Source organism: Pseudomonas sp. TSRC2-2 (assembly GCF_049897785.1).
Taxonomy (GTDB): Bacteria; Pseudomonadota; Gammaproteobacteria; order Pseudomonadales; family Pseudomonadaceae; genus Aquipseudomonas.
In genome coordinates, this window is sequence record NZ_JAFCWZ010000006.1 from 83,399 (window position 1) to 101,555 (window position 18,157).

Annotated in this window: 19 protein-coding genes and 1 pseudogene; 7 read left to right on the top strand and 13 right to left on the bottom strand. The window is 58.6% G+C overall.

From position 1 onward, the window contains the following. Positions 1-206: 206 nt before the first annotated feature. The 3 genes and pseudogenes from ACP7D9_RS13555 to ACP7D9_RS13565 form a co-directional block, all read right to left on the bottom strand. On the bottom strand, positions 207-527 hold the full coding sequence (locus ACP7D9_RS13555; protein ID WP_256557692.1) for a hypothetical protein: 321 nt from the start codon (positions 525-527) through the stop codon (positions 207-209). 142 nt (positions 528-669) lie between these two features. Next, a pseudogene (locus ACP7D9_RS13560) lies at positions 670-1,095 on the bottom strand (LysR family transcriptional regulator); the annotation flags it as partial. A 67-nt stretch (positions 1,096-1,162) separates the two neighbouring features. Next, positions 1,163-1,906, bottom strand: a complete 744-nt coding sequence (locus ACP7D9_RS13565) for an SDR family oxidoreductase (protein ID WP_017737776.1) — start codon at positions 1,904-1,906, stop codon at positions 1,163-1,165. 122 nt (positions 1,907-2,028) lie between these two features. On the opposite strand from ACP7D9_RS13565, the gene ACP7D9_RS13570 reads away from it, so the two are divergent. Further along, complete coding sequence (locus ACP7D9_RS13570) at positions 2,029-2,937, top strand: LysR family transcriptional regulator (RefSeq protein ID WP_034113320.1); 909 nt, start codon at positions 2,029-2,031, stop codon at positions 2,935-2,937. A gap of 30 nt (positions 2,938-2,967) precedes the next feature. Here ACP7D9_RS13570 and ACP7D9_RS13575 read toward each other — a convergent pair whose 3' ends face one another. Further along, entirely contained in the window at positions 2,968-3,282 is a 315-nt protein-coding gene (locus ACP7D9_RS13575; protein WP_017737778.1) for an ArsR/SmtB family transcription factor, read from the bottom strand. A gap of 85 nt (positions 3,283-3,367) precedes the next feature. Here ACP7D9_RS13575 and ACP7D9_RS13580 point away from each other — a divergent pair, with 85 nt between their 5' ends. From ACP7D9_RS13580 to ACP7D9_RS13590, 3 genes are all read left to right on the top strand, one after another. Then, positions 3,368-4,459 (top strand): NADH:flavin oxidoreductase/NADH oxidase, encoded by a 1,092-nt coding sequence (locus tag ACP7D9_RS13580; protein ID WP_213553362.1) that lies wholly within the window; start codon positions 3,368-3,370, stop codon positions 4,457-4,459. Positions 4,460-4,565: 106 nt separating this feature from the next. Next, a complete protein-coding gene (locus tag ACP7D9_RS13585) occupies positions 4,566-4,937 on the top strand; it encodes a putative quinol monooxygenase (protein WP_260455480.1) in 372 nt (123 codons plus the stop codon). A gap of 10 nt (positions 4,938-4,947) precedes the next feature. Next, the gene (locus ACP7D9_RS13590) at positions 4,948-5,967 is read left to right on the top strand and encodes a zinc-binding alcohol dehydrogenase family protein (RefSeq protein WP_213553363.1); all 1,020 of its coding nucleotides are present in this window, start codon (positions 4,948-4,950) and stop codon (positions 5,965-5,967) included. A 152-nt stretch (positions 5,968-6,119) separates the two neighbouring features. Here the strand turns inward: ACP7D9_RS13590 and ACP7D9_RS13595 are convergent, their stop codons facing one another. After that, positions 6,120-7,427: an OprD family porin gene (locus ACP7D9_RS13595; RefSeq protein ID WP_069556833.1), complete on the bottom strand. Its 1,308-nt coding sequence runs from the start codon at positions 7,425-7,427 to the stop codon at positions 6,120-6,122. Positions 7,428-8,273: 846 nt separating this feature from the next. Between ACP7D9_RS13595 and ACP7D9_RS13600 the strand changes: the two genes are divergently transcribed. Together ACP7D9_RS13600 and ACP7D9_RS13605 are read left to right on the top strand one after the other, a co-directional pair. Further along, positions 8,274-8,675 (top strand): SPOR domain-containing protein, encoded by a 402-nt coding sequence (locus ACP7D9_RS13600; protein WP_080758726.1) that lies wholly within the window; start codon positions 8,274-8,276, stop codon positions 8,673-8,675. 70 nt (positions 8,676-8,745) lie between these two features. Further along, complete coding sequence (locus ACP7D9_RS13605; RefSeq protein ID WP_213553364.1) at positions 8,746-9,036, top strand: DUF6388 family protein; 291 nt, start codon at positions 8,746-8,748, stop codon at positions 9,034-9,036. A gap of 104 nt (positions 9,037-9,140) precedes the next feature. Here ACP7D9_RS13605 and ACP7D9_RS13610 read toward each other — a convergent pair whose 3' ends face one another. Next, positions 9,141-9,995, bottom strand: a complete 855-nt coding sequence (locus tag ACP7D9_RS13610) for a helix-turn-helix transcriptional regulator (RefSeq protein ID WP_426157973.1) — start codon at positions 9,993-9,995, stop codon at positions 9,141-9,143. A 186-nt stretch (positions 9,996-10,181) separates the two neighbouring features. After that, positions 10,182-11,153 (bottom strand): XdhC family protein, encoded by a 972-nt coding sequence (locus ACP7D9_RS13615; RefSeq protein WP_017737786.1) that lies wholly within the window; start codon positions 11,151-11,153, stop codon positions 10,182-10,184. Between the two features lie 90 nt (positions 11,154-11,243). Between ACP7D9_RS13615 and ACP7D9_RS13620 the strand changes: the two genes are divergently transcribed. Continuing rightward, a complete protein-coding gene (locus tag ACP7D9_RS13620) occupies positions 11,244-12,023 on the top strand; it encodes an alpha/beta fold hydrolase (protein WP_017737787.1) in 780 nt (259 codons plus the stop codon). A gap of 16 nt (positions 12,024-12,039) precedes the next feature. On the opposite strand, the gene ACP7D9_RS13625 is transcribed toward ACP7D9_RS13620, so the two are convergent. From ACP7D9_RS13625 to ACP7D9_RS13650, 6 genes are all read right to left on the bottom strand, one after another. Then, the gene (locus tag ACP7D9_RS13625) at positions 12,040-12,663 is read right to left on the bottom strand and encodes a UbiX family flavin prenyltransferase (RefSeq protein ID WP_426157976.1); all 624 of its coding nucleotides are present in this window, start codon (positions 12,661-12,663) and stop codon (positions 12,040-12,042) included. Further along, positions 12,647-13,600 carry a LysR family transcriptional regulator gene (locus tag ACP7D9_RS13630; RefSeq protein WP_426157978.1) on the bottom strand — a complete coding sequence of 318 codons (954 nt, stop codon included), beginning with the start codon at positions 13,598-13,600 and terminating at the stop codon, positions 12,647-12,649. The genes ACP7D9_RS13625 and ACP7D9_RS13630 overlap by 17 nt, the downstream gene beginning before the upstream one ends. A gap of 20 nt (positions 13,601-13,620) precedes the next feature. Then, the gene (locus ACP7D9_RS13635; RefSeq protein ID WP_017737790.1) at positions 13,621-15,063 is read right to left on the bottom strand and encodes an aldehyde dehydrogenase family protein; all 1,443 of its coding nucleotides are present in this window, start codon (positions 15,061-15,063) and stop codon (positions 13,621-13,623) included. A gap of 71 nt (positions 15,064-15,134) precedes the next feature. Beyond that, positions 15,135-15,923, bottom strand: a complete 789-nt coding sequence (locus tag ACP7D9_RS13640; protein ID WP_426157981.1) for a fatty acid hydroxylase family protein — start codon at positions 15,921-15,923, stop codon at positions 15,135-15,137. 49 nt (positions 15,924-15,972) lie between these two features. After that, positions 15,973-16,731, bottom strand: coding sequence for an SDR family NAD(P)-dependent oxidoreductase (locus ACP7D9_RS13645; RefSeq protein ID WP_017737792.1), 759 nt, complete (start codon positions 16,729-16,731; stop codon positions 15,973-15,975). A gap of 11 nt (positions 16,732-16,742) precedes the next feature. Continuing rightward, on the bottom strand, positions 16,743-18,104 hold the full coding sequence (locus tag ACP7D9_RS13650) for an MFS transporter (protein WP_426157983.1): 1,362 nt from the start codon (positions 18,102-18,104) through the stop codon (positions 16,743-16,745). Positions 18,105-18,157 lie beyond the last annotated feature (53 nt).

Here is an 18,157-nt window from a genome sequence, read left to right on the forward strand (position 1 = left end):
GACTGAATGGGATTAGACCAGTCAATGGTAAGCTTTTCACAGGCTCGCCCCCCCCCCATCGACAGTGACTTCCGGATGAATGGTATTCTCTCGGCCGGCTATGTCACTGTTACGACGATACGCCAGGACGGTTCGCGGCAAGTGTTTAACTATGCAGACAGCCGGCTTTCTGGAAATCACCACCGAAATTCCGGAGCCGCATGGGTTCAAAAGTAGCCGTTGCTCTGCCATCTGGTGAACGGACCGTCGAATTCACGGAGCATGCTCACAACAACCTTGAAGTGGATAGCCGTGACCACAACATGCGAACTGCTTATATTCACATTATTGGGAACACGGCCGTGTCGGTGAGGACCATCATCGGCTGGCTGTTGGCATAGGCGCTTGGCTGGCTGTGGATGGCCCAGCGGTTCGAACATCTGCGCCACGTGGCCATAATCCGGATCGTAGAAAAGAATGTCACGCATCCAGAGCGCACCAAAGTCCAGCGCTTCGACGCGTTGCGCCATCTCGAAATGACCGCGCATGGTCGGGGCCGCTCGGCCGGGATGGGTTTCCAGCGGCAAAATCGGACCGATAGTGAGTGCTTCTGGTTGAAACAGGCGTTGAAAAACGGGATGACGCTCCTGGGAAGGATGAGGAGTCGACTACATCTGTGGTAAAAAGGGCGTCGACAAAGCGATCGGTAAACCACAACTCCACGTGCAGCTCAGGCCACTGCTTCAGATAGGCATCAAGGATCGGCAGGACATGGCGCTGACCAAAGGACAGCGGGACCGTGAGTTTAAAGGTACCGGTCGGCCGCCCACGGCCCGGACCATGGTCACCTCGACCTCATCAAGATACTCGATAATCTGCCGCCAGCGCTCATACGCAATCTGCCCCTCGTCCGTCAGGCTCAGTTTGCGCGTCGTGCGATTGAGCAACCGTGCGCCCATCCGGTCCTCCAAGCGAACAATGCGGGTCCATGCCCAGTGTAATCGCCGCGGCGGTAAAGCTTCCCGCCTTCACGGTAAAAACAAACGGGTTGATATCACCGATATTGGTTGGCTTGCGTGGAAGTTTGGCTCCAGGCCAGACATTCGAAGTATTCAATAGTGCTAAAGCTTAGTCGCTCGCGCCCGTGCCTTTGCGCAAGGGCACAAACGGCACAGGTTAACTATCAGAAGTCTTGCGCCGTCGGACGCAGAACAATCTCGTTGATATCGACATCGGCAGGTTGCTCGATCGCGTAAGCGATGGCCCGTGCCACCGAATCAGCCGGGATGGCCTTCTTGTAAAACTCGCCAACGACCTCGGCGCTCGGCTGGTGCCCGCTGCCGAACTTGAGCTCGGAATCCACCGCGCCCGGCTCGATGGTCGTCGTGCGAATATTCCCGCCGACTTCATGACGCAGGCCATCGGAAATAGCGCGCACCGCAAATTTGGTACCGCTGTACACCGATCCACCGGGGCTGAACACCTTGATGCCGGCAACCGACGAGATGTTGATGAAGTGACCGCTGGCCTGTTGTTCGAAAAGCGGCAACGCGGCCGCGATGCCATACAACACGCCCTTGATGTTGATGTCGATCATGCGATCCCACTCTTCGACGCGCAGCTGCGAAATCGGAGAGATCGCCATCAGCCCTGCATTGTTAATCATCACATCGATGCGACCGAATGCCTCGACAGCCTTGGCGACCAGCGCAGACAAGTCCTCTTTGTTTGTGACATCGATCGGATGGGCAATCGCCTTGCCGCCTGCTGCGGCGATCTCCCGGACAATCGCGTCCAGACGATCCTGGCGACGGGCGCCAAGCACTACATGGGCGCCGAGCGCTGCCAGATGACGCGCCGTTGCTTCGCCCAGACCGCTACTCGCACCGGTGATAACGACCACTTTACCCTGGATGTTTTTACTCATGTTCAGCGCACCTGTTGAGACCTGTTTGGGTTGATGAGTGCAGTCTGCGCTGGTTTTATTCGTCAGAAAATGGAAGAGTTCGGATTTGAGAATTCCATTTTCTGGAACGGGAGTTGACGCCAATGCTCAATCGCATGGAGCTGATTCGGATCTTTTCGGTGGCGGCGCAATCGACCACGTTTCGCGATGCAGCCACCCGCCTCGGCACCTCTCCGCAGACCGTGACACGCGCCATCAAAGAACTGGAGCGCACGCTTGGGGAGCTGTTGTTCCACCGTAGCACGCGGCAGGTTCACGTCACCGCTTTTGGTGCCAAACTCGCCTTGCAAGCCCGGGAAACCCTGGAACGGGTGGATCAGTTGTTTATCGCCAACAGTAAACAGGAGGCAAAAGGCGTCGTCGGCATCACGGCCCCCCACGCCATTGGCAAGCTGTATCTGATTGAGTTTCTGAAACCGCTGATGCGGGAGAATCCCGGCCTGAGCATCGACCTGAGCCTGGATGACCAGCTCACCGACGCGGTGGCCAACAAGATTGACATCGGTATTCGTGTTGGAGCTGTGCGGGATCGGCGCTATATCGCCAGAACGGTGGCCCATGTCGACCTGAAAATCGTCGCGGCGCCGTCACTCCTCGACACCGTGCAATGCCCTGGCAGCATCGAGGATCTGAAACGCTTGCCCCTGTCGATGCTGATCGATCGCAAAAACGGCCGCCCCTGGCCGTGGGTGCTTGCCGAGGGGCAAACGTTCCTGCCTGCCTCCCCGGCATTTACCTGCGACGATCCAGAAACCGAGCGAGAGATTGTTCTGGCGGGAATCGCCTTTGGGCAAATGCCCGGTTATCTGGCAGAACCCTATCTGTCTGAAGGGCGACTGGTCGAGCTCATGCAACACGATGCCCCGCCGCCTTCCGAATTGATCATGTATCGCCCGCAATCAGGGCCCGTGGCACCGAGAGTGAGGCTGGTGTACGACCACCTGGTCAACTGCTTCTCAGATCCGCGTGTTTTTGCGCAGAGCGCGCGCTGAAAGAGTTGGGTGGAAAAACACCCGTGAGCCTCATCTTCCTTTTTCGTCGTACTGGGACAGGATCGTTTCCAGCAGGCCCGGAAAACGGTGACTCAAGTCTTCCCTACGCAACGAGTTCATGTGGGTCGTGCCGATGGTCTGGGTTTGAACCAGTCCGGCATCTCGCAGCACCCGGAAATGGTGGGACATGGTGGACTTCGCACGGCCACCGTCCAGCTCGCCACAGCTGGCCTCTCCCAGCTCGGCGAGGCGCCGGACAATCTCCAGGCGTACAGGGTCGCTCAAGGCGTAAAACAGACGCTCAAGAACGAATTCACTGAGAGGAAGGTGTTTGAAGGGGCGCATGAGCGAATCATACACGGGTTTGCTCTATGTCAATAGTTCGAATATTATCGAACAAGAGAAATAGTATCCCTCGGAGAAAAACCTAATGTCTGCGCTGTTCCAACCTTTCACGCTCAAGGATGTCTCCCTTCGCAACCGGATCGCGATTCCCCCCATGTGCATGTACTCGGCCAATGATGGCCTGATCAACGATTGGCACACTGTGCACTATGCCACCCTCGCGCGTGGCGGCGCAGGACTGGTGGTCGTCGAGGCGACTGCCGTGTCACCCGAAGGACGGATCACGCCTGGCTGCGCTGGTATCTGGAATGATGAGCTCGCCCGTGCCTTCGTGCCGGTGGTGCAATCGATCAAGGCTGCCGGCGCAGTGCCAGGTATCCAGATTGCCCACGCGGGGCGCAAGGCCAGTGCGAACCGTCCTTGGGAAGGTGACGATCATATCGGCGAGGATGATTCGCGTGGCTGGCAGACCATCGCCCCGTCGGCTGTTGCCTTTGGCGCTCAGCTCGCCAAGCAGCCGAAAGCCATGACGCTGGAGGATATCGCCCGGGTGCGCGAGGATTTTGTCTCAGCCGCTCGCCGTGCACGTGAAGCTGGCTTCGAGTGGTTAGAGCTGCATTTCGCCCATGGCTATCTGGCCCAGTCATTCCTCTCTGAACACTCCAACCTTCGTGACGACGCCTATGGCGGAAACTTCGATAACCGTAGCCGCTTTCTGCTGGAAACACTGGCGGCGGTTCGCGAAGTATGGCCAGAGCACTTGCCGCTGACCGCTCGCCTGGGTGTTATCGAATACGACGGCCGGGATGAACAGACCTTGTCAGAGGCTATCGAACTGACACGTAGTTTCAAGGACGGTGGTTTGGACTTGCTCAGCGTCAGTATCGGGTTCACCATCCCTGAATCGAACATTCCTTGGGCCCCCGGTTTCATGGGCGAAGTTACCCAGCGGGTACGGCGCGAGACGGGGATTGCGGTGGCCTCGGCATGGGGCTTCGGCACGCCGAGCGTCGCCGAAGAAGCGGTGAGAAGTGGTCAACTGGACCTGGCGATGATTGGCCGGGCGCACCTGGGCAATCCTAACTGGTCCTATTCAGCCGCCCAGGCGCTGGGTGTAGAGCGTGCTGCCTGGACCTTGCCCGCTCCCTATGCCCATTGGCTTGAACGCTACAGGTGATCCCGCCGGAGCGAGAGCGCTCGCGTGGCCTTAGGGCTATCAACTTGGTCGAATGCCCAAGTGGGCAAGATTGTTGTCGCGCTCTCACCCGGATTCAGGTTGCCGCATGGCCGGCATGGACATCTTCGATACACCCGTGCCAGCCAATGCTCCCTCTTCATATCGCACACAGACAGGAGGTTTGATGACCACCCCTCTGACACTGATTGCCACCTTGGTCGCCAAGGCCGGCTTCGAAGTCGAGCTCGAGCAGACGCTGCAGGGCCTGCAAGGCCCAAGCCGAAGCGAAGCGGACTGCATCCAGTACGATTTCCACCGTGATGCCGAGCAGGCTCGCACTTTCCACATGATCGAGCAGTGGCGGGACGAAGCGGCGCTGACTGCTCACGAAGCGACACCGCATTTTCAGGCAGCGCTCCCTTTCATCGAACGCGCTGCTGAAAAGCTCACCATCACGAAAATGTATCGCATCTCCTGAGGATCTTCGAATGAAAGCCATTGCACACTTCAAATGCCTGCCTATTGAACATCCCGACGCCTTGGTGGAGATCGATATACCCGAGCCAGTGCCGGGGCCGCGCGACTTGCTCGTAGAGGTAAAGGCCGTATCGGTCAATCCTGTCGATACCAAGGTGCGGCAGGGCTACGTACCGCACGAGGACGAAAGCCAGCCGCGCATCCTCGGTTGGGACGCTGCCGGCGTGGTCAAGTCGGTCGGCAGCGACGTAACGCTCTTCAAGCCCGGTGACAGGGTCTGGTACGCCGGATCGCTGATCCGCCCGGGCAGCAACAGTGAGCTGCAACTGGTGGACGAGCGTATCGTCGGCTCAATACCCCAGTCGCTGGATTTCAGCGAGGCTGCGGCATTGCCACTGACTTCCTTGACCGCTTGGGAATTGCTGTTTGATCGCCTCGGTGTTGCACGCGATACCACCGACCGGGGCGAAACGCTGCTGATCATCGGCGCTGCAGGCGGGGTGGGTTCAATCCTGACTCAGCTGGCGCGTCAGCTAACCGGGTTGACGATCATTGGTACGGCTTCGCGCCCTGAAACCCAGACCTGGGTCACCGAGCTTGGTGCGCATCATGTCATCGACCATACCAAGCCACTCAGCGAGGAGCTCAAGCGCATCGGTATCGCACAAGTCAGCCATGTCGCTAGCCTGACCCAGACCGATCGGCACTACGAGCAAATCATCGAATCACTGAAGCCTCAGGGCAAGCTGGGCCTGATCGATGACCCGGCCACGCTTGACGCCGTACCGCTCAAGCGCAAGAGCCTGTCGTTGCACTGGGAGCTGATGTACACCCGCTCGCTTTACGAGACAGAGGACATGCAAGAGCAGCACAACATCCTCAACGAAATTGCGCAGCGCATTGATGCGGGTGACTTGCGCACCACCGTTGGCGAAAACTACGGGCGCATCAGCGCAGAAAATCTTCGTCGAGCCCATGCTCTGCTGGAAAGCGGCAAGGCGAAGGGCAAGATCGTGCTGGAAGGCTTCTAAGAGGGCGTAGACAAAATAAATCAAACCGGCTGCACCACCTACCTAATGTCCTGAGCGTCGGGCGGATAATCCTGCACAGAAGCACCCGTGTTATCGGGTGCCTTCCTCAGCGTGGCCGGACTGAAAGCGGCTATTCGTCCTCATGACACTCGTTAGAGAAGCGGAATGCTATAGCTTACAAAAACTCGGTTCTGATCTACGTTACGAGCCGCTTCGCTGTTGGACTTGCCGTTACGCCAGCCGAACCCGACACCTTTAAGCGCTCCGGACTGAAGGACGTAGTCCAGGCTAATGTCTCTTTCCCATTCCTTTTGGTTGTCGCCGGACGTAGTTTTAATATTATCGCCGGAGAGGTACATGACCGAGCCTTTCAGGCCAGGAACTCCCAGAGCGGCAAAGTCGTAAGCATACTGACCGAAAGCTGTGCGCTCGCCTGCGCGGGTGAACGTTTGGATCAGGCGGTCTGTATACAGATACAGGCTTGCTCCACCGGCGCCCTTGTCTATCAGGCTGCCCTGATTGAGTTGAGTGAAGTTGCTGCCATCCGACACACTTTGGTACCCCGCAGTAATCGCGTGGCCACCCAGCGTGTAAATCAACGCGGCACTCCAGGTACGGTTGTCGATCTCTCCATCACCGTTTTTGGTGTAGCCATTAATTCTGTAGCCTGACGTACCGGAGCTATTTGCACCTGACGAGTCAGTTTTGAAGTAGCGCAGGTCGGTTTTAAGGGACTGATTGTCCGAGAGCGCAAGGGTGTGAATCAATCCAAAAAAATGCTGCGTATAGTAGTTATCGAGGTTTGCGTAGTAGTACTGAGCTGTCAGATCCTTGGTGACACTCCAATCGCCCCCGGCGAAGTCAAACTGATTGCTCTCACGCGTACCACCAGCAACGGCCAACCCCGTCTGATCGCTTGAACCACGCCCTGTCGCATGTTCGATCCGACCTCCAGTCAAGGTCAGCCCCTTGAACTCGCTCGAGGTGATTTGACCGCCCTCGAAGGTTTGTGGAAGTACGCGCCCATCGTTGGCAACCAGAATTGGGAGTTTCGGAATCAAGGTGCCGTAGCGAAGTTCAGTTTTCGACATTTTGACTTTTCCGGTCAGCCCCACCCGGCTCCACTCGTCGACGGCACGGTTGTCACTGTCAGAAGGCATCATGGTGCTGCCGACATGCCGTCCTTTGCCGCTGTCCAGGGTAACCCCCAGCAATCCCAGGCCATCGACACCAAAGCCAACCATGCCATCGGTATAACCCGATTTGAAGTCCAACATGAAACCCTGCGCCCATTCTTCGGTTTTGGAAGGGGCGGCAGTGCCATCGCGGTTGTCGTTATTGAAGTAGAAGTTCCTCATCCCCAAGGTGGCCTTGCTATCACTTAGAAAGTCAGCATGCGCCTGTGCACTCAGGGTGATACCAAGAAACACCGAACTTGCAGCAATTTTTTTCCTATTCAATTGTATAGCGCTCCCTTTGTTATTTTAAAGTAATAGAAGCAACGCAAAATCTTAGAGGTCAACGCAACGCACACGAAGGACCGGTACTTAGTCAATTTCAACTAGCCCGATAATTGGCACGCCATCTTATTCTTCTGAACATTCTGCTCCATGGCAGCGCGTTGGAAAAAACCACCGAGGTGATCTGCACATGAGCATGAGGTGAACGGATGATCGTCGCATGTAGCGTACCCGGAGGGCGCCGATATGGCAGGTCTGCCTTTCGATAGCAGGTGGGAATCTGGTCATTTTTCGTGGCTCTTGTTGTTTTACAGCGCGAGAGCGCTAGAGCCAAGTGTGTGTGAAAGGCGCAGGGAGCGCTTTGCCTGGGGAGATGGAGTTTTGCACCGAAGTCTGGAAATTTGTCTTTGCGTCTGATTTAAGGGGCTGGGACCCGACACAATTCCGGTCATGTTCGACGACTTCGATGACTTTATGGATAGCGACCGGGCTCTATAACTTTTTAATTTTGAGCGTTCATCACATAAGTGGCGAATGCAGATCCTTCGCGGTTTTCCACAAGGCACTTTGGCCACGATATTTATCTTAAATACAAGTATTTCATAGGATTAACCTCTCCCATTCTGATATGGTTTTTTTCGACTATCTGAGCCTTTTTCGTGAATCAGTAGTCTATAAAGTGCACGCCAGATGTTCTCTAAAACAACAAAAAGCAGCCAACTAATTTTGGCGCTTGGGCACACTGACGCGCTCGAGAACTCAGACCATCTCAGGATCAGAAATAAAACCTTTCTTTATAAAAAGAAATGGCACAAATAACTATTCACTTGATTTGGAGAGGGCGCCGTGCGAAAGCTTGGCTTGGGCTTACTGGTAACTGGCGTTTTAGGGCAACTATCAGCTCTACTATGGACCTACACGTCCACAGGACCAACTTGTGAAAATAACGTCGACAATTCATACATCCAGCAAAAAGTGACAGACTTCGAGCACGAATTTGACGACATCGCTAATAAAGTTGCGACAGAAATCAGTACAAATCTTCCCGACGAATTCACGCCCGCATTGAATACGCCCAGCCGCCATCGCGCACTAAAAGCCATTCAGCAACTGGAGTTGCCGGTAGCGCGTAAAGAAAACAATTTTGTCGTCATAGGCCCATATAAACATAAGCAGGACGCGGCTCGAGTCGTGAAAGAGCTGAGTGAAAGTCATGGCGTTCGAGGATGGATGATGGCAGGAAATTGACATAGTCCAATTTAGCGCTGGGCCGACCTTGAACAACCAGCTACTTATTGCATGCCACAAGAGAGCATTCATGATCGCAAAAGAACTTAGAGCCGAATTTGCTCTGAAGAAATTCCTGGACGCCAATCTATGGATTCAGCTTGAACTCAGCGAGCTGAATTACAGCCTCGCTGAAAACTGCGGGCCCTCGCCAGAAGAATATAGCCTTAAATTTCTGAAAGAAGCATTTGAAACAGAAGCGGATGCTCACGACTGCGATTGCTGGGATTTTATCCTGCAGTGGGTAGCTGAAACCAAAGAAGAACTTGAGTTGATGCGCGAAGAACGCATGAAAGAGATCTATGATTCTCTCGACAATTAATAGACTCTACAAGTTTGGTCGTCTATAAAAACCGGCAATTTCAAGATGAAAGACTAACTTCATCGGCGGGAGTATTGCCCAATACCCCCCGCCCTCATCTCGGTTCAAGCCGTCGTATAACAATCCACTACGCGCCGATATTGGCTGGGTGAAGCTCCGATGTGCTGACGGAAAAACCGTGTGAAATGACCTTGCTCGGAGAACCCGAGGTTCTCCGACAACAGGCCCAACGTTCCACTGCGCTCACGCTCCAGCCAGGCAAAAGCCCGGCGCATGCGCGCGTCGTTAAGCAACAGGGTCGGCGTCATGCCGGTATCTTTCTTGAACAGCGCAAAGAAGTGCGCCCGGGACAGACCACAAGTCCGCGCGGCGTTGTCGATCGGGTGCGGATCATCGAGGTGCTCAAGCAACCAGGCGGTGCCACGGCGCACGCGCGCGTCCCGGAACTCACCTGAACTCGGCGCCCCCAATAGCGACAAATGCCGCCAGCTGGAAAAGTCCTCGATCAGTTCGATCAGGAAGTCGAACAGCATGAACTCCATGCGTTCTTTCGGCACGATCCCGCAGCCATGGGCTTCGGCGACCAGGATGTCGGCCAAGGTGCGATTACGGCTCGACAGCTCGATGCACGACTGGGCAAAAAAGTCCGGCCGACCGCTGAGCGCCAGCGACTGCTGGGCAGTGGCCAGCCAGGCGGGCTCGATGTAGAGCGCCAGGATTACAGTGGCACCGGCACCCGGCTGCGGATCGTAGAAATGCGGCTCCCAGGCGTTGACCAACACCGCGGTGCGATCACTGAGCGGAACCCGTCGACCGTTAACGTTGAAGTAAGTATCCTCGCCGGACACTTTGACCAGCACATGGCATTCGGAATGGGTATGGGTGACCAGCGAATGATCCATATTCAGCAAGGCGACCCGGCCAAACCTGCCGTGGAAAACCCGTTGGGCAATCGACATCAGATTCCTCCTCGCTTGAAGCGATATTGTTATCGGCCTCAATGCATATCATCGGGGCGCTTATCTATTTCTCAAGCCCGTCGATCGGTCCATGGTTCAGCCAGACTTGGCTGACCACTATCGCGCGCGAATGACCGAGCGTCTACCTCGACTTTCGCAGCCCCCACGTTCGTCGGAAAAACCGCCTTACAAGGCATGGCGTTCTTTGCCGTGATAAACGCGCAGGATATCGGCCACCACCGCCAGAGCGATCTCCGCCGGGGCCTTGCTGCCCAGATCGAGGCCGATGGGCATGTGCAAACGGGCAATCTGTTCATCCGTCAGACCACCGATGCGCTTGAGCCGCTCGGCGCGCTTGGCCGAGGTTGCCTGAGAACCCATGGCACCGATGTAAAACGCCGGGGTGTGAACCGCTTCCATCAGCGCCAGATCATCGATTCGAGGATCGTGAGTCAGCGCCACCACCGCAGTCGCCGCATGGCAACCACCAGCGGCGATGTACATCGAAGGCAGCACGCGTTGCATCTCCACGCCTTCGAGCTGCACATGCTGCATCTCATCCCGGGGGTCGCAGGCGATGACTTCGCAGCCGATGGCGCGGGCGAAACTGGCGCAAACTTCAGCGACCGGCGACAGCCCGGCCAGAATCAGTCGCAACGCAGGGCCAACACTGATGCGCACCGTCTCGTCGACGACTTGCACCCGCTCGCTGCCGTGTCCGATGTCTGCGTCCAGGCGCAAGGCTCCGCTGCTCAACTCGACATGGCGCAGCAGACGCCGCTGACCCAGTAACGCCGCTTGCAGACTCTCCAGGTGCTCGATCCATTCGAGACTCGCAGCGCGGTGCTCGACCAGCACGATCAGCACGCCACCACAGGGTAATCGCAGACGGTGGCGTTGCTCGACGCTGTCGCCATAACTGACGATCTGCGCCGGTTCGCGTAATTCACCGCGCGTCAGGCTTTCGAGAAACTCCTCCTCGACGCAGCCACCCGACAGCGAGCCGACGTGTTCGCCCGAGCCATTGGTCACCAGCATCGCCCCCGGCGCACGCGGCGCCGAGCCATAGGTGGAGAGCACCGTACACAGCCACTGGGCCTGCCCGGCGCGAGCCCATTGCAGTGCCTGGTCGATCACCTGAACATCGAGATGACGCATGTTTTCTGTACCTCAAGCAAAGCGTGGTGCTGCAGACAGGGTTACGTTTACGGTAACCTGCGAGCAACCTTGTTCAATCGTTGATTCAACATGTCGCCACAACAATTTCTGCAACTTGGGCCGCTGCGCCTGGAATATCGCCAAATTCCTGCGGCTGACCCATCGCGACCGACGCTTGTGCTGTTGCACGAAGGCCTCGGCAGCGCCGATCAATGGAAAGACTTCCCCCAGCGCCTGGCCCAGGCCAGCGGTTGCGGTGTGGTCACCTACAGTCGTCAGGGTTATGGGCAATCGAGCCCGGTAACCCTGCCGCGTCCGCTGAACTACCTGAGCAGCGACGGCCCTCGTGAACTGCGGCAATTGCTCGATGCCTTGCAACTGCCGCAAGTAGTTTTGCTCGGTCACAGTGACGGCGCCTCCATTGTCCTCGCCTATGCCGCCGCCAATGATCCCCGCGTATTGGGCAGCATTGCACTGGCGCCTCACGTGATTGTCGAGACCGAGAGCCTCGATGGCATTCGCCATACCACCGAGGTTTGGCATCAGGGCGAATTGCGCGAACGCCTGGCACGCCACCATGGGACCAATGTCGACGGCGCCTTTCACGGTTGGAGCGACAGCTGGTTGCACCCGGACTTTTCCTTGGACGATCTCGAAGCGCAGTTGGCTTATATCGAAAGGCCGCTGCTGGTCATTCAGGGTCGCGAAGACCACTACGCCACGCCCGAGCAACTGATGGTCATCCAGCGACAGGTGCCTGGGCCGTGCCGCTGTGTGTTGCTGGATAACTGCCGGCACTTTCCCCAGACCGAAGCGACCGAGCGGACCTTGCAGCTGATCTGCGAATTCCTGGAGCGCCTCCCCGCCTGAATGCCCCGAATGTGACTCAACCATCGATCACCTCATCCAGCGTTGCTACGCGCTCCGGTCGTTCGCGCCAGCGACGGACGACACCCAGTTCGATATCGAACATATCCAGCACCCTTCCTACAGTGTGATCGATCATGTCATCCAGGCTGGCCGGCTTGGCATAGAACGCAGGCACTGGCGGCGCGATCACCGCACCGAGTTCAGCCAACTCGGTCATGCTGCGCAGGTGATTGCGGTGCAGTGGCGTCTCGCGAACCATCAGCACCAGGCGCCGGCGCTCCTTGAGCACCACGTCGGCGGCGCGGGTCAGCAGCGTTGAGGTCACGCCGCTGGCAATTTCTGACAGGCTGCGTATCGAACACGGCGCGATGATCATGCCCATGGTTTTGAACGAGCCACTGGCAATTGCCGCGCCGATGTCCTGATTGATGTAGCTAACGTCAGCAAGGGTCTTGATCTGAGACCAGGACATCTCGGTTTCATGGGCCAAAGTAATCAGCGCCGACTTGCTGACCACCAGATGGGTTTCAATCGGCGTGTCGCGCAACAGCTCCAGTAGACGTACGCCATAAACGGCGCCGGAGGCACCGGAAATTCCTACGATCAGCCGCTGCGGCCGGCTATTACTGGGAACGCTCATGGTCGCCTTCCTCTATCGGGCCTTCTTTGTAGAAATGGATGGCGTCGAGTGCGGTGGTCATGGTTTTGCCGATCATCTCGATGAACAGCATTGCCGCCGGGGTCAGTGGTCGACGGGCGTCGTGCACACAGACCATGCGCCGGCTGATCCCCGGCGCGGCCAGCGGATAGGCGCGCAACGCGCCTTCGTGCAATCCGCGATGCAAGACGGTTGCCGGCAGCACGCTGACCCAGTCGCTGCGACGCAAGAAGTCCTCAATGACCGCCAGATCGTCCACCTCCAACTGCGGGGTGACTTCAATGCCCTGGGCGGCAAGGTGCTGGTCGATGACCATACGCAGCCCGTGACGACGCGAGGGCAGCACCAGTTTGAATCCCGCCAGACTGGCCAACGGCAAGGGCAACGCTCCGTTAAGGCGATTGGCTGCACCGGTGGCGATCAGTAGCTCCTCATCGAAAATGTCGTGGCCGATCAGGTGCTCATGCTGAAAGCTTTGGTTGATGACCGCGAAATCCAGCACGCCGGTCAGGACCTTCGCGATCAACTCCTGGCTGTAGCCCGAGGTGACGCTCAATTCAACCTGTGGCTGATGCTCGACGAAATGCGCCAGGGTGCTGGCCAACGCGTTGTTGGCGGCAGACGCGATCAGCCCGGCACTGATGCGTCCGCCGATCTGGCCGCTACGGTCGATCAGGGCCTGACGCGCCGCCAGCAGCTGGCCAAGAATCGGCATGAACAAACGATAAGCCTGATCGCCGGCCTCGGTCGGCGCCATGCCCTTGGAGCTGCGCTCGAACAACGTCTGCCCGAGTTCTTCCTCAAGCCTGGCGATCTGCATCGACAACGCCGGTTGCACGATATTCAAGCGCTGCGCAGCCCGGGTGACGGAGCCTTCCTCATAAAGGCAGGTAAAATACTTCAGATGGCGCAGCTCCATGGTCACCCTCGCGTGCGCGCTCAACCGAGCGTGCCGACGTTCTGATAAATGTGTTTGAGCTCGCTGAAATCCAGCAGCGCATCGACGCCATGCAAGCGCCCCAGGCCGCTCTTGCGGTAGCCACCGGTTTCCGCCTCGGCGAACAATTTGTTGTGGTCGTTCAGCCACACCGTACCGTTGCGCAGTGCCCGAGCGACACGCCAGGCGCGAGCGCCCTGCCCGGTCCAGACACTCGCCGACAGACCGAACTCGGTATGGTTGGCGCGCGCTACTGCCTCGGCTTCATCTTCGAAGGACTCCAGCACCAGCAACGGGCCGAAGATTTCCTCCTGGCAGAAGAACGCGCCGCTGTCGCGGTGGGCGATCAGTGCAGGGGCGAGGAAGGCGCCCTGACTCAGCGCGCCATCCGGGCGGCCGCCGGCCAGCAGCACCTCGTCGCAACAGTCCAGCGCCTCGGCGATGCGCCTCTCGACCTTGTCGCGCGACTGCCAGTCGATCAGCGGGCCCATTTGCGTCGCCGCCTCCAAACCGTGGCCCAGGCGGATTTCGCCGAGCGCGGCACTGAGCGCACGTTTCATCTCGGCAAAACGGCTGGCCTGCACCAGCACGCGCCGTGCGGCGGTGCACTGTTGGCCGGAAATGATGGTTGCTGCTGCCGCCAGTTTCGGTGCGATAGCCTCGACGTCGGTATCCTCGAAGACCAGGCAACAGGATTTGCCGCCGAGTTCAAGGGACAGCTTCTTCATGGTCGCTGCGGCGTCTTGCATGATGCGCTGGCCGGTTGCGGTGGAGCCAGTAAAGCTGAGCACATCTACCAGCGGCGAAGCCACCAGGTACGCCGCGCCGACATGCCCAGTTTCAGCGAACAGGTTGACCGCGCCGGCCGGTAGGCCCGGTAGGGCGAATAGCGGCTCGAGCATGGCCGCGTTGAATAGCGCGGTCTGCGGCGCCGGCTTGATCACCGCGGTGCAGCCGGCCGCCAATGCCGGGGCGAGGGCGCGCACCAGCAGCACCGCCGGGGCATTCCATGGAATGATCAGCCCCGCGACCCCGGCCGGTTCACGCAGCATGTTGGAGAACTCGCCAGGCGCCACCTCCATCACATGGCCGGGGTTGTGTCGGGCCAGACCGGCATAATAGACAATCTCGGAAATCGCTCCGGCTATCTCGCCGCGCGATTGCACCAGGGCCTTGCCATTCTCGCGGGTGAGCAGCTGCGCCAGTTCCTCCTGGCGTGCCTTGAGGCCTGCGGCCCAGTCCAGCAGCAATTGCTGACGCAGGCGCGGATTCTGTGACCACTGCGGGTTGGCGAAGGCGCGCGCGGCGGCGGAGACCGCCGCTTGCGCCTCGGCTTCGCCGCCATCGGCGAAGCGGCCGATCAACTCGCAGCTGGCCGGGTCGAAGCTGTCCGCCCAATGTCCCGCGTCGGTCCATTGCCCATCGATGAAATGTCTGCTTTGCATGAGTCCTCCGGTATTCCGTGGGCCAGCGAGCAGCGGTCGACCACCAGAACCGACCGCTCATTGAGTCGCTGTCAGAGCTGGTGTTCGGTAGCCGCTTTGGACGCGCGCTCGACCTGCTGCGCATCAACGCGAGCCTGGTCCTCGGGTTTGCGCGCCGCATCCGACATGCCATTGAACAGCGTGCCCAGCACGCCCTTGTTCAAGTCGCTGGTGCCAAACAGTGCATCGCAGATCGGAAAGGTCAGGTTGAAATTGCGCGTGTGCATGAAGTCCGGGTTGTGATGCAGGACATGCATGCGGCGCACCGTGTTGACCAGCGGCATGGCATCGAGCAGCGGATGCTCGAGGTGCGACAGCGTGTGCAGGCCTTCGTACATCAGGAAGTAGGCCGCCATCGTCAACATTGCGATATAGCCGGCGTTGGCCGTCCATAACGTGCCCAGCAGCAGGGCCAGCGGCAGCGCGGCCATCACGAACAACACCGGAGCGAATGGGGGAAACAGCAGAGCGCGCCAATCCTGATGGCCGTGATAGTCCAGCGTCTTGTGCGAGAAGAACTGATGGTGGGTGGCGACATGCCGCTTGTAGGCCGGCTTGAGCCAGCTCCTCGGGCTGTGTAGCAAATAACGGTGGCCCGCCCATTCGGCCCAATTGCCGAACAGGAACATCGGCACTACCACCAGCAACCACTCCTGCCAGCTCGCATCGACAATCTGGCTGGCGCAGTACAAGAGCACCCCGCCGGTGAACAGCAGGGTGAAAGCCAGGTGCATTTCGCCGCGATACCAGCTGGGTGTGGACGCACGATAGCTCTCGCGGTATGCGTGCGAACGCTCAACGATTTGTTGTTCACGATTCATAACGGTTTACCCTTTCAATGAAATATCGGCTGCGCATGGACTCCCCCTATCAGTGGGTCACCGAGCCGCCGTCGACCACCACAGTCTGGCCGCTCATGAAATCGCTGTCGGCGCTGGCCAGAAACAGCAGCGCGCCGACCAGGTCTTCCGGTACCGCCTCGCGCTTGATGCAGCGGCTGGCGATGTTGTTGCGCACGATGTCGCCGGCCCAGGCGGCGTTGGCCTGGACGTTGGCGCTCATGGTCAGGCCGGGGGCCAGGCAGTTGCAGCGGATGCCTGCGTCGCCGACTTCGCGCGCTATCGAGCGTGTCAGGGCAATCACCGCGCCCTTCGACGCGACATACGCCGCCATCATCGGCGCGCCTTTGAAAGCCGTTGCCGAGGCAATATTGACGATCTTGCCGTAGCCCTGACGGCGCATCACCGGCATTACCGCCTTCGCGCACTCGAAGGAACCGCGCACGTTGACTGCCATGATCCGGTCCCATTCCGCCGAGCTGGTCTGCTCGAAAGGTTTGAGTTCCAGGGTGGCGAACAACGCCGCGTTGTTGATCAGCACGTGCACACCGCTGAACTGCGCCACGGCTTCCTCGACCATGGCTTGCACCGCGGCACCGTCGGTCACGTCGCAAGCGATTGCCAGGGCCGTACCGCCCTTGTTGCGGATCGCGGCAGCGGTTTCGTCAGGCGCCTTCAAATCGCAGAGCACCACCTTCGCGCCCTCGGCCGCCAGCGCCTTGGCGTAGGTGGCGCCGATACCTTGGGCCGCGCCGGTGACGATAGCGACCTTGCCGGTCAATCTGTTCATTGCCATCTCCTTCACTTGAAGTTGCCTTGGGTTTCCGGAATCACCACGCTGCCGATCAGGTAGATCACCGACAGGCCGGCGGCGAAAATCGCCAGTACCATGGGGATCTGCGCGGGGCTGCTGCTGAACAGGGACACAAAGGTCGGCATGGTTCCACCGAGGGCGAAACCGATGTTCCAGGACAATCCTGTGCCGCTGGCGCGCAGCTCGGTGCTGAAGCGTTCGTTGAGGAAGATCAGGATCGGCGCGATGATCGCCCCGCCCATGAAGGCGATGCCCACGCAATACAGCGCAGTGCGGGTCAGGGAACCCGGCTCGGCGACACCGAGGAACATCATCGGCAAGCTCACCAGGTTAATCACACCCAGTAGCATGAAGGTCTTCTTGCGACCGATCAGGTCACTCAGGTAACCGAAGGCCAGTGCTCCGACAATGGTTGCCACCGACCCGTACATGAGCATCTGCGAAGTTTGCGTATGGGGCACTTTGGCGACCACGTTGAGCAAGGTCGGCAGATAACCGCAGGCCAGGTAATACGTCGCTCCGCCGCCGAATGTAATCAGCAGATTGACCAGCATCACGCTGCGGTACTCGCGACCAAACAGACGCTTGAGCGGCGACACGACCACTACCGCCGGCCCCTTGGTCTTGCGCGCTTGTTGCAGTTGCTGCCAGACCGGGGTTTCTTCCAGATAGCGGAACATCACCAGCCCGAAAAACGTGCTGAGCAGCCCGCAGAAGAACATGAAGCGCCAGCCCCAGACGTCAAATTCATCCCCGGGGAAAATTTCCGACAACACCAGGTAAGTGAACGACGCCAACAGCGCGCCCATGCCGGCACCGGCACCACCGATCAACCCGGACATCAGGCCGCGATAGCGCGGCGAGATGGATTCGGTGCCGATGGTGTGAGTGGAGGCCACGATGCCGCCAACGAAAATGCCCTGAATCACCCGCAATAGCAGAAACAGTATCGGGGCCAATAAGCCGGCCTGATGAATGGTCGGCAGCGCGCCAAACAGTGCCGTGGAAATACCGACGCCGACCATCGACACCATCAACGCTCGCTTGCGGCCGTGCTTGTCGGCATACGCGCCGAAGATTGCCGAACCCAGGGGGCGCACCAGCAGGGCCACGGCGAATGAGGCGTATACCGCGGCCAGCGACAGTGTCGGGGTGTCCGAGGGGAAAAACATGCGGCCGATGATCGGCGCCACGTAGAGCAGAATGAACAGGTCAAACAAATCCAGCGCCCAGCCGAATGTTGAGGCAAATGCCGCCAGTAAGGCCTTGCCCGGTGGAATCTGCGGTGTATCGATAGCGGCGCTGGTTGGCGATGCAGTTGTTGTTGTTGTTGTTGTTGTTGTGGTCATGGTTGCCTCACGCAAGACGTGTCTTGAGTTGGTTGGAACTATCGGAAACAGGC

Excerpts from the sequence above, each read along its gene's own strand:
- ACP7D9_RS13555 (WP_256557692.1), bottom strand. The coding sequence starts at position 527 with ATGCGCGGTCATTTCGAGATGGCGCAACGCGTCGAAGCGCTGGACTTT.
- ACP7D9_RS13565 (WP_017737776.1), bottom strand. The coding sequence starts at position 1,906 with ATGAGTAAAAACATCCAGGGTAAAGTGGTCGTTATCACCGGTGCGAGT.
- ACP7D9_RS13570 (WP_034113320.1), top strand. The coding sequence starts at position 2,029 with ATGCTCAATCGCATGGAGCTGATTCGGATCTTTTCGGTGGCGGCGCAA.
- ACP7D9_RS13575 (WP_017737778.1), bottom strand. The coding sequence starts at position 3,282 with ATGCGCCCCTTCAAACACCTTCCTCTCAGTGAATTCGTTCTTGAGCGT.
- ACP7D9_RS13580 (WP_213553362.1), top strand. The coding sequence starts at position 3,368 with ATGTCTGCGCTGTTCCAACCTTTCACGCTCAAGGATGTCTCCCTTCGC.
- ACP7D9_RS13585 (WP_260455480.1), top strand. The coding sequence starts at position 4,566 with ATGGCCGGCATGGACATCTTCGATACACCCGTGCCAGCCAATGCTCCC.
- ACP7D9_RS13590 (WP_213553363.1), top strand. The coding sequence starts at position 4,948 with ATGAAAGCCATTGCACACTTCAAATGCCTGCCTATTGAACATCCCGAC.
- ACP7D9_RS13605 (WP_213553364.1), top strand. The coding sequence starts at position 8,746 with ATGATCGCAAAAGAACTTAGAGCCGAATTTGCTCTGAAGAAATTCCTG.
- ACP7D9_RS13610 (WP_426157973.1), bottom strand. The coding sequence starts at position 9,995 with ATGTCGATTGCCCAACGGGTTTTCCACGGCAGGTTTGGCCGGGTCGCC.
- ACP7D9_RS13615 (WP_017737786.1), bottom strand. The coding sequence starts at position 11,153 with ATGCGTCATCTCGATGTTCAGGTGATCGACCAGGCACTGCAATGGGCT.
- ACP7D9_RS13620 (WP_017737787.1), top strand. The coding sequence starts at position 11,244 with ATGTCGCCACAACAATTTCTGCAACTTGGGCCGCTGCGCCTGGAATAT.
- ACP7D9_RS13625 (WP_426157976.1), bottom strand. The coding sequence starts at position 12,663 with ATGAGCGTTCCCAGTAATAGCCGGCCGCAGCGGCTGATCGTAGGAATT.
- ACP7D9_RS13630 (WP_426157978.1), bottom strand. The coding sequence starts at position 13,600 with ATGGAGCTGCGCCATCTGAAGTATTTTACCTGCCTTTATGAGGAAGGC.
- ACP7D9_RS13635 (WP_017737790.1), bottom strand. The coding sequence starts at position 15,063 with ATGCAAAGCAGACATTTCATCGATGGGCAATGGACCGACGCGGGACAT.
- ACP7D9_RS13640 (WP_426157981.1), bottom strand. The coding sequence starts at position 15,923 with ATGAATCGTGAACAACAAATCGTTGAGCGTTCGCACGCATACCGCGAG.
- ACP7D9_RS13645 (WP_017737792.1), bottom strand. The coding sequence starts at position 16,731 with ATGAACAGATTGACCGGCAAGGTCGCTATCGTCACCGGCGCGGCCCAA.
- ACP7D9_RS13650 (WP_426157983.1), bottom strand. The coding sequence starts at position 18,104 with ATGACCACAACAACAACAACAACAACAACAACTGCATCGCCAACCAGC.